The sequence below is a fragment of the Nonomuraea aridisoli genome (assembly GCF_003236395.1).
Classification (GTDB): domain Bacteria; phylum Actinomycetota; class Actinomycetes; order Streptosporangiales; family Streptosporangiaceae; genus Nonomuraea; species Nonomuraea aridisoli.
Genome location: NZ_POUD01000327.1, coordinates 1 through 9,332 on the forward strand (window position 1 = coordinate 1; position 9,332 = coordinate 9,332).

At 73.9% G+C, this 9,332-nt stretch carries 7 protein-coding genes and 1 pseudogene; 5 read left to right on the forward strand and 3 right to left on the reverse strand.

The window, feature by feature from the left end:
• Positions 1-40: 40 nt before the first annotated feature.
• Positions 41-895: pseudogene (locus C1J01_RS53590) on the forward strand (histidine kinase); the annotation flags it as partial.
• A gap of 438 nt (positions 896-1,333) precedes the next feature.
• Here the strand turns inward: C1J01_RS53590 and C1J01_RS42430 are convergent.
• Positions 1,334-1,942: a response regulator transcription factor gene (locus C1J01_RS42430; RefSeq protein WP_111184691.1), complete on the reverse strand. Its 609-nt coding sequence runs from the start codon at positions 1,940-1,942 to the stop codon at positions 1,334-1,336.
• 98 nt (positions 1,943-2,040) lie between these two features.
• On the opposite strand from C1J01_RS42430, the gene C1J01_RS42435 reads away from it, so the two are divergent.
• Positions 2,041-2,769: an ABC transporter ATP-binding protein gene (locus tag C1J01_RS42435; RefSeq protein WP_111184692.1), complete on the forward strand. Its 729-nt coding sequence runs from the start codon at positions 2,041-2,043 to the stop codon at positions 2,767-2,769.
• Positions 2,760-5,117, forward strand: a complete 2,358-nt coding sequence (locus C1J01_RS42440) for an ABC transporter permease (protein ID WP_111184693.1) — start codon at positions 2,760-2,762, stop codon at positions 5,115-5,117. Before C1J01_RS42435 ends, C1J01_RS42440 begins: the two co-directional genes overlap by 10 nt.
• Here C1J01_RS42440 and C1J01_RS42445 read toward each other — a convergent pair.
• Positions 5,106-6,224, reverse strand: coding sequence for a glycosyltransferase (locus C1J01_RS42445; RefSeq protein WP_111184694.1), 1,119 nt, complete (start codon positions 6,222-6,224; stop codon positions 5,106-5,108). The genes C1J01_RS42440 and C1J01_RS42445 overlap by 12 nt on opposite strands.
• Positions 6,221-7,174: a glucosyl-3-phosphoglycerate synthase gene (locus C1J01_RS42450; RefSeq protein WP_111184695.1), complete on the reverse strand. Its 954-nt coding sequence runs from the start codon at positions 7,172-7,174 to the stop codon at positions 6,221-6,223. Before C1J01_RS42450 ends, C1J01_RS42445 begins: the two co-directional genes overlap by 4 nt.
• Before the next feature lie 121 nt (positions 7,175-7,295).
• On the opposite strand from C1J01_RS42450, the gene C1J01_RS42455 reads away from it, so the two are divergent.
• Both C1J01_RS42455 and C1J01_RS42460 read left to right on the forward strand, forming a co-directional pair.
• Complete coding sequence (locus C1J01_RS42455) at positions 7,296-8,246, forward strand: Gfo/Idh/MocA family protein (RefSeq protein ID WP_220040387.1); 951 nt, start codon at positions 7,296-7,298, stop codon at positions 8,244-8,246.
• Positions 8,239-9,332 (forward strand): zinc-binding dehydrogenase (locus C1J01_RS42460; RefSeq protein WP_111184697.1); only part of this gene is annotated, 1,094 nt, incomplete at its 3' end. The genes C1J01_RS42455 and C1J01_RS42460, both read left to right, overlap by 8 nt.

Sequence of the window (9,332 nt, forward strand, 5' to 3'; positions counted from 1 at the left end):
GCCGGCGCTCGCGGAGGCGGACCACGGCAGGTGGCGCGGGCTGCCGTACGCGCGGGTCGCCGAGGAGGAGCCGGAGGCGCTGGCGCGCTGGCTGACCGACCCGCACGCCACCCCGCACGGCGGCGAGGTACGCCTGCGGGTGACCGACGACGGCCGCCGTACCGCCGAGGACGACGCCCTGGCCGCGCTCCTCCCGCAGGTGCGGGCGGCGGGCGGGTGGCTGTCGGGCGGCCTGTCGGAGCAGGGGCGGCACACGGTCGAGGCGGCGCTGCCCGCGCCGCGGCGCGGGCCGGAGGAGCGCGCGCCCGCCGACGTGTCGGTGCTGCTGCTGGCCGCCGTGCTGGTCGGCTTCAGCCTCAAGGCGCTGCTGCAGGTGCCGGCGGCGCTGCTCGCGCCCGCCGTCGCGATCCTGGCCGTGATCGTGGTGATGCAGCTCAGGTCGGTCAACGGCCGTCACATGACCGCGCTGGCCGTGATGGCCGTGCTGGCCTTCGCCCCGGTCCCGGTGTTCGGCCCGATCTGGCTGGGGGTGAGCGGGTTCCTGGCGGGCCCGGTGCTGCTGGCCTTCCGGCCCCGGACGGCCTGGCCGCTGGTCGCCGCGATCGTGGCGGCCACGGGCGCGATCGCCGCGTCGTACGGGCTGCCGCCCGCCCAGTGGGCGAACGTCACGGTGAGCACGCTGGTCACCGGCCTGGTGGTCTACAGCCTGCTGCGCCTGGCGCAGATCGCCGACGAGCTGCGCGCCGCCCGGGAGCACCTCGCCCGCTCGGCCGTGGTCGAGGAACGCCTGCGCGCCGCCCGCGACCTGCACGACCTGCTCGGCCACAGCCTGGCCGCGATCCTGCTCAAGTGCGAGCTGGCCCGCCGCCTGCCGCCGGAGCGGTCGCGGGCCGAGCTGGCCGAGGTGCTGAAGATGGCCGAGCGCGCCCGGCACGACCTGCGCTCGGTCTCCGGCGAGCAGCACGACCTGTCACTGGCGGCGGAGGCGGAGTCGGCGGCGTCCGTCCTGCGGGCGGCCCGCGTGGCGGTCACGGCCGACCTGGCGCACCCGCCTCTGCCGGCCGACGTCGAGACCGTGCTCAGCGCCGTGCTGCGCGAGGCGGTGACGAACGTCCTGCGCCACAGCGCCGCCCGCCGCTGCGAGATCGCGACGTCCGCCGACGGCGGGCGGGTGCGGCTGCTGGTCCGCAACGACGGCGCCCGCGACGCCGGGCCGCGCCGCGGCTCGTCGGGGCTGGGCAACCTGACCACCCGCCTGGCCGCCCTGGACGGCCGGCTGACGACCGGCGTCGCGGGCGGCTGGTTCACGCTCGACGCCACGGCGCCGTACGGGCTAGATCCAGCCCGACTCGGTGGCGATGCGGACGGCGTCGGTGCGGTTGCGGGCGTTGAGCTTGGCGACGATGGCCGTCAGGTAGTTGCGCACGGTCCCGGCCGTCAGGTGCAGCCGGGCGGCGATGTCGGGGGCGTCCGCGCCTCCCGCGACCAGCCGTAGCACGTCGGCCTCGCGCGGGGTGAGCGGGTTGTCGGCAAGGTCCCAGGCCGTGACGGCGAGGGCCGGGTCGAGCACCCGTTCGCCGCGGACGACCGTGCGGATGGCGGCCACCAGCTCCTCGGGCGGCGCGGTCTTCAGCATGAACCCGCCCACCTGAGCCGCCAGCGCCCGCTTCAGGTGCGCCGGCTTGCCGTGCCCGGTGAGCATGAGCGTCCGGCACGACGGGACGCGCTCGCCGATCCGGGCGGCGGCGTCGAGGCCGTCCAGCTCGCCCGGCATGTCGATGTCGAGCACGGCCACGTCGGGCCGTTCCACGGCGGCGGAGGCGACGGCGGCGGCCCCCGAGTCGACCGCGGCCACGACCTCCAGGTCCGGCTCCAGGCCGAGCAGCGCCGCCAGGGCCCCCCGGATGACCGCCTGATCCTCGGCCAGAAGTACGCGAATCACGCAGACATGTCTACCAGTGTCCGGATCATGACGAGGTCATAGGAGACGGGTGATCGTGTCTCTGGGCCGCGTACCCGCTGGTCGGCAGGCTTGTCCGCATGGATGTGGTGCGGTTGGACGCGGTGAGCAAGGTGTACGGGAAGGGCCAGGGCGCGGTCGCGGCCCTGCGTGAGGTGTCGGCGGGGATCCCGCGCGGCTCCTTCACCGCCGTGATGGGGCCCTCGGGGTCGGGCAAGAGCACGTTCCTGCACTGCGCGGCGGGGCTGGACGTGCCGTCGTCCGGCTCGGTGCGCCTGGGCGGCACGGAGTTGTCCGGCATGGGCGAGGACGAGCTCACCGAACTGCGCAGGAAGCGGGTCGGCTTCGTGTTCCAGGCGTTCAACCTGGTGCCCGCGCTCGACGTGGTGGAGAACGTCACCCTCCCGCTCCGCCTGGCCGGCGCGCGGGTGGACCGGGGGTGGCTGGAAGAGATCCTGCGCCGGGTCGAGCTGGAGGGCCGCGCCGGGCACCGTCCCGCGCAGCTGTCGGGCGGCCAGCAGCAACGGGTCGCCATCGCCAGGGCGCTGGTCACCCGCCCCGAGGTGGTCTTCGGCGACGAGCCGACCGGCGCCCTCGACACGATGACCGCCCGCGACGTGCTGGGCCTGCTGCGCGAGGTCGTCCAGGGCATGGGCCAGACCGTGGTCATGGTGACGCACGACCCGCTGGCCGCCGCGTACGCCGACACGGTGCTGTTCCTGGCCGACGGCCGCATCGTCGACACGATGGCCGGCCCGACCCCCGAGAAGGTCGCCGAGCGGATGACCAGGCTGGGGGCGTGGACGTGATCGCCTTCGCGCTGAAGACGCTGCGCCACCGCAAGGGCGCGTTCGCCGGGGCGTTCGTGGCGCTGCTGTGCGCCGCCGCGCTGGTGTGCGCGTGCCTGATGCTCCTGGAGACGGGCCTGCGCGGCACGGTGGCCCCCGAGCGGTACGCCGGTGCGCCGGCGATCGTGGCCGCCGACCAGTACGTCCGCGAGACCGTCGACAAGGGCGACGGCGAGACGAAGACGAAGGCCAAGCCGCTGTCGGAGCGCGCCTGGCTGCCCGAGGAGTTCGCCGACCGGCTCAGGAGCACCCCCGGGGTCACGAAGGTGGTGACCGAGGTGACGTTCCCGTTCGGGGCCCACACCGGGCACGGGTGGGAGTCGGCGGCGCTGACCCCGTTCACCCTCGTGGAGGGACGCGCGCCGCGCGGCCGCCGCGAGGTGGTGGTCGACGCCCGCGCCGGGCTGCACGTGGGCGCGGACCTGCGCGGCTACCGCGTCGTGGGCGTCACCGCGCAGGCGCTGCCCGGCCAGGACACGGTGTTCTTCGCCACCGCCGAGGCCCGCCGGCTGGCCGGCCGGCCCGGCATGGTCAGCGCGGTGGGCGTCTTCCCCGGTCTCGCGCGGGCTCCCGAGGGCGCGGTGCTCTACACCGGCGACGAACGCGGCAGGCTGGAGTTCCTGGACGCCGAGCAGGCCCGGGTGCGGCTGATCAGCATGGGCGGCGCGCTCGCCGGCACCTCGCTGCTGGTCGGCGTCCTCGTCGTGGTCGGCACGTTCGCGTTGTCGATCGGGCAGCGTCAGCGCGAGCTCGCGCTGCTGCGCGCCGTGGCGGCGACGCCCCGGCAGGTCCGCAGGCTGGTCGGCGGCGAGACGCTGCTGGTGGGCGCGCTGGCCGGGGTGCCGGGCGCGGCGGCGGGCATCGGGCTGGGCCTGGCGCTGCACGCGGCCTTCACGGCGCTCGGCGCGGTCCCGGCGAACCTGGGCGCGGTGGTGAGCCCGTTCCCGCCGCTGGCGGCGCTGCTCGCCACGGTCGGCGCGGCGTGGGTCGCGGCCCGCCTCTCGGCCCGCCGCCTGGCCAGGATCCGTCCCGTCGAGGCCCTCGGGGAGGCCGCGCTCGGCGGCGCTCGGGTGCCGTGGTGGCGCCTGGTCGCGGGGGCCGTGCTGCTGGCCGGCGGCACGGTGCTCACGCTGGTCCTGTCGGGCCTGGACACCGAGGCCGCGGCCACGCCGGTGACCATGCTGACCCCGCTCGTCTGGACGATCGCCGTGGCCGTGCTCGCGCCGCTGCTCGCCCGGGTGGCGCGGCTGGTCCCGCTGCGCGCCGCCGGGGCGAGTGGCTTCCTGGCCGGGCGCAACGTACGCGCCGTGCCCGCCGCGCTGGCGTCGGTGGTGGTGCCGCTGAGCCTGATGGTGGCGATGACCTGCACGATCCTGTTCAGCCAGACCACCATGGAGCACGCGGCGCAGGAGCAGGCGGACGCGGGCACCCGCGCCGGCTACGTGCTGCCCGGCGCCTCCGCCGAGCAGGTCCGGCGGGTGCCGGGGGTGGCGGCCGCCACGCCGGTGCTGCGCACGTCGATCCGGGTCGGCCTGGACAGGTACGCCGCCCAGGCCGTCACGTACGACCCGCGCACGCTGGACCTGGGCGTGGCCGACGGCTCGATGGACGGCTTCGGCGAAGGCTCGGTCGCACTCAGCCGCACCGCGGCCGGCCACCTCGGCCTCGGGCCCGGCGACCGGGTGCGGCTCACGCTCGGCGACGGCACCCCCGCCGCGCTCACCGTGGCCGCCGTCTACACCCGCGGCCTCGGTCTCGGCGACGTGACGCTCCCGTACGAGCTGGTCGCCGGCCACGTGGACGACCCGTCCGGCAGTCTCCTGGTCTCGGCGCCCACGCTGACCCGGGACGCCCTGGCGCGGGCGGTGCCCGGCTCGGTCGTGCTGGAGCGGGCCCAGGCCATGGCGGTGGCCGCGGCGAACCCGCAGGTCACGTTCGTGGCGCTCGGGCTGGTCATCGCGTTCACCGCGATCGCCGTGGTGAACACGCTGGTCATGGCGACCTCCGGGCGGGCGCGGGAGCTGGCCGTGCTGCGGCTGGCGGGCGCCACCCGGCGGCAGGTCAGGCGCATGCTCGCCCTGGAGACGCTCTGCGCCGTGCTGACCGGCGCGGTCACCGGCACGGCCGTCGCGTACGTCACGCTGGCGGCCTTCGGCGCGGGCATGACCGGCTCGGCCACGCCGCACGTGCCGCCGGCGGCGTACGGGCTGGTGGTCGCGGCGGCGGCCGTCCTGGCGCTGGCCGCCACCGCCGTCCCGGCCCGGCAGGCCATGCGCGCCCGCCCGGCCGAGGCCGTCTCACCGGCCTGAGGCGACCCGCTCGTACAGCTCCAGGTAGCGGTCGGCCATCACCGACGGCGAGAAGCGGCGGCGGGCCTCCCTGCGGCACTCCTCCGGGTCGATCTCGTCCACCCGCAGCACCCACTCCGCCAGCTCCTCCTCACTGTCGGCCAGGAAACCGGTACGGCCGTGCTCGATCAGCTCGGGCAGGCAGCCGCGGCGCAGGCCCACCGGCGGGACCCCGAGCGCCAGGGCCTCCACCACGGCGGTGCCGCCGGGCTCGTCCCACTGGATGGGGAAGAGCGCGGCGCGTGAGGAGGCGTACAGCAGGTCGCGTTCCTCGCCGCCGACCGCGCCGACCCACCTGACCAGTTCGCCGTCGAGATAGGGAGAGACCTGGTCGAGGTGGTAGCGCACGTCGGGGTGGCTGTGCAGGGGGTGGTAGGGGTTCTGGGCCACCACGTCCAGCTCGGCCGGGGTGTTGCGGCCGCTCACCGGCCCGGCCAGCACCAGCGGCTGGCCCAGCTTCTGGCAGATCCTGGCGGCCACGTGCTGGCCCTTGAGCCCGCAGATGCGTCCCATCACCACCAGGTGCTCGCCCCGCTCGGCCCGCAGGTCGCGGTCGGCGAGCGGGGTGGCCAGGTGGACGGCCCCGAGCGCCGCCTCCTGCAACGCCCCGGGGGCGCGGGCGAGCTGCGACTCCGAGACACCGTTGACCGCGATCGCCGGGGGGAAGGTCCCGTAGAAGGCCGGATGTTTGCGCAGGTCCCAGTGGAGGGTGTGCAGCACGGGCGGCCCGTCCAGCGCCGACAACACCGCCGGGCCGACCACCTCCACGTGGTCGTGGACGAGGTCGATGTCGTCGCGCGAGCGCAGCTCGGCGACCACCCGCGCCTGGTGGGCGTGCGTGATTCCCACGACCTGGTTGTACGGCTTCTGCAGCTCGGTGAACTGCCCGTCGTCGAAGACGTCGATGAGCTCGTCCACCTCGAGGGAGCTGGAGCCGACCGAGGCCAGCACCACGTGGACGCCGCGTTCGCGCAGGGCGGGCACCAGGGTGGCCACCACGTTCTCGATACCGCCGTAGCCGGCGGGGGGAACCGCGAGCCACGGGCCCGCGTTCACCAGGACTTTCATGCCACATCCTCCTCCAGTACGAGGGAGGCGAGCGGTGGTCGCTCGGCCACGGCCACATCGACAAGGTCGGCCTGTCCGTCCAGCCCGAACTGCAGCAGCGTGTGCGCCGGGCGTTCCGACGCCACCACGCGGCCCTGGCGTTCCAGGCGGGACCAGGCGGTGAGCATGATCTGCCCGGCCATCCGGCCGAGCGCGGACATCGACTGGTGCGTGTGCGTACGGCGTCCCAGGTCCACCTGGGCCATCGCGTCCAGCCCGACGAGGTCGAGCAGGTCGACGAGGAGGCCGAACTCCACGCCGTACTCGGTGACGAAGGGGACCCGTTCGAGCACCTCGCGGCGGGCCGCGTACTCGCCGCCGAGCGGCTGGGCGAAGCCGGCCAGCTCCGGCCAGAACAGGTTGATCAGCGGCCGGGCCACCAGCTCGGTCACCCGGCCGCCGCCGCCCGGCTGGACGACGCCGTCCGCGCCGGTGTACGGCCGTTCGTAGGTGGCCTTGACGAAGTGGGTGCGGGGATCCACCAGCAGCGGTCCCACCAGGCCCGACACGTAGTGGGCGCCGAAGCTGTGCAGGTCGGCGTCCACGAAGACGACGATGTCCCCGTGTGAGGCGGCCAGCCCCTTCCACAGCGCCTCGCCTTTGCCGCTCAGCGGCGGCAGGTGGGAGAGCACCTGGTTCTGCGCCACCACCCGGGCGCCCGCCTGTCTCGCGCGTTCGGCGGTCGCGTCGGTGGAGTTGGAGTCGACGACGAGGATCTCGTCCACGAGTGGCAGGCGTTCGACGAGGTCACGGCGGATCACGGTGACGATGTCACCTACGGTGTCCTGCTCGTCGCGGGCGGGCAGCACCACGCTCACGGTGGTGTCGCCCTTGGCCATGACTAACGCGTCCAGCGGCCATTCGGCCGCGGTGCTCGAGTGCGGGCCGTACCATTCCTGAACCTTGGTCATGGCTCGCAGATCAGATTCCATGCAGTCAGCCCCGATCTCATGAGGTCACGGCTTTCTGCCCGCCGAGAAGGCGAACGAACATGTTTGTTTGATACTCGCTAGACGTGGCATATGCCGGGTTGTGCCATCAAAGACCCGAGTCGGCATCGTAGGTGCCGGAAATGTCGCCGCCCGCCACGCAGAGGTCCTGTCCGGCTTCCCCGATGTCACGATCGCTGGAATAGCCGACACGGATCCCCACAAGGCCGAGGCTCTGGCCTCGAAGCATGGCGCCCCCGCCTATGGCGGCCATGCCGACCTGCTCAGTGCCGGCGGTCTCGACGCTGTCTACGTCTGTGTTCCTCCTTTTGCGCACGGTAACCCGGAACTAGATGTTCTGTCGTGCGATCTCCCGATGTTCGTGGAAAAACCCCTTTCGCTGGACCTGCAAACAGCGGAAAACATCGCAGCCGAAATAGAGCGGAGATCTCTGCCCTCCGCAGTGGGCCATCATTGGCGTTACCTGGACATTCTTGAGCAGGCCCACGATCTGCTCGACGGCCGTCCGGTACGTCTCGCGCTCGGCCACTGGCTCGACAAGGTGCCGCCCGTCGGCTGGTGGCTCGATCCCGGCATGTCCGGCGGTCAGATCGTCGAGCAGGCCGTCCACGTGCTCGACCTGGCGCGGCTGCTGGTGGACGAGGTGTCGATGGTGCACGCGGTGCCCGCGGAGAACACCGTGGACGGCGAGGTCGACCGCGCCACGTCGGCGGTCATGCGCTTCCGCGGCGGCGCCTCCGGCCTGCTGGCCACCGCGTGCCTGCTCTCCCACAAGCACCGGGTGGGGCTGGAGGTCTGCGCCGACGGCATCGCGCTGGAGCTCAGCGAGACGCGCCTGCTCGTCGACGGCGAACGCGTCGTCGAGGACGACGGCCACGCCAAGACCCGGGTGGACCGGGAGTTCATCAACGCTGTGCGGGGCGGGCCGGCCGATGTTCGCGTACCGTACCGGGAGGCGCTGCGGACCCATCGGCTCGCCCTCGCGCTGGCGCGGTCCGCGACCGAACGGAGGCCGGTGATGCTGGATGAATGACGTGCTCGCCGAAACGCTGAGCATCGAGGCGCCGGGCGAGATCCGCCTGGTGGAGGAGAAGCTGCCCGACCTGCCCGACGGCGGGTTCATGGTGGCCACCACCCACAGCGGCATCTCGGCCGGCACCGAGCTGACCTACGTCAAGGGCACCAACCCCTACCTCGGCGCCTCCTGGGACCCGGCGCTCGGGCTGTTCCTGGAGGGCGCGCCATCGGTGTCCTATCCGGTGCGCGGCATCGGCTACATGCAGGTCGGCCTGGTCGTCGAGACGCGGACGCGGGCCGTGGCCGAGGGCGCGCTGGTCGCCATGTGCTACGGGCACCGCACGGCGTACGTGGCCGACCCGATGGCCGACCGTTTCGTGGAGCTGCCCGACGACCTCGACCCCATGCTCGGCATCTACGTCGCCCACATGGGCCCGATCTGCGCCAACGGCCTGCTGCACGCCGCCCACGACCTGTGCGGCCCGGCCGTGCAGGGCCTCGGCGACGGCGTGCGCGGGCGGCGCGTCGCGGTCGTGGGCGCGGGCGTGGTCGGGCTGCTGACGGCCATGTTCGCGATCTCCGAGGGCGCGGCCGAGGTGGTCGTCGTGGACGAGACCCCCGAACGCCTCGCCATCGCCGCGGCCCTCGGCGCGAACGTGCTGGCCGCCGACCCGGAGACCGCCGTCGAGCTGAAGCGCCGCTGGCGCCACGGCCCCAACGACCGCGGCGCCGACGTGGTGTTCCAGTGCCGCGGCCAGTCCCGGGCGCTGGCGCTCGGTCTGCGCCTGCTGCGCCCCCAGGGCACGCTGGTCGATCTGGCCTTCTACACCCAGGGGGCCGATGAGGTGCGGCTCGGTGAGGAGTTCCACCACAACGGGCTGACGGTGCGCTGTGCCCAGATCGGCCGGGTGCCGCGCGGTCTGGCGCACGCGTGGGATCGTGAGCGGCTCTCGCACGAGACGATCGCGCTGCTGCGGCGGCGCGGGTCGCTGCTACGCCGGCACGTGATCACCGATGTCGCCCGTTTCGCCGAAGCACCGCAGCTCATGGCCGATCTGGCGGCCGGCCGCCGGCACACCGTTCAGGCCGTGCTCTGCGACGA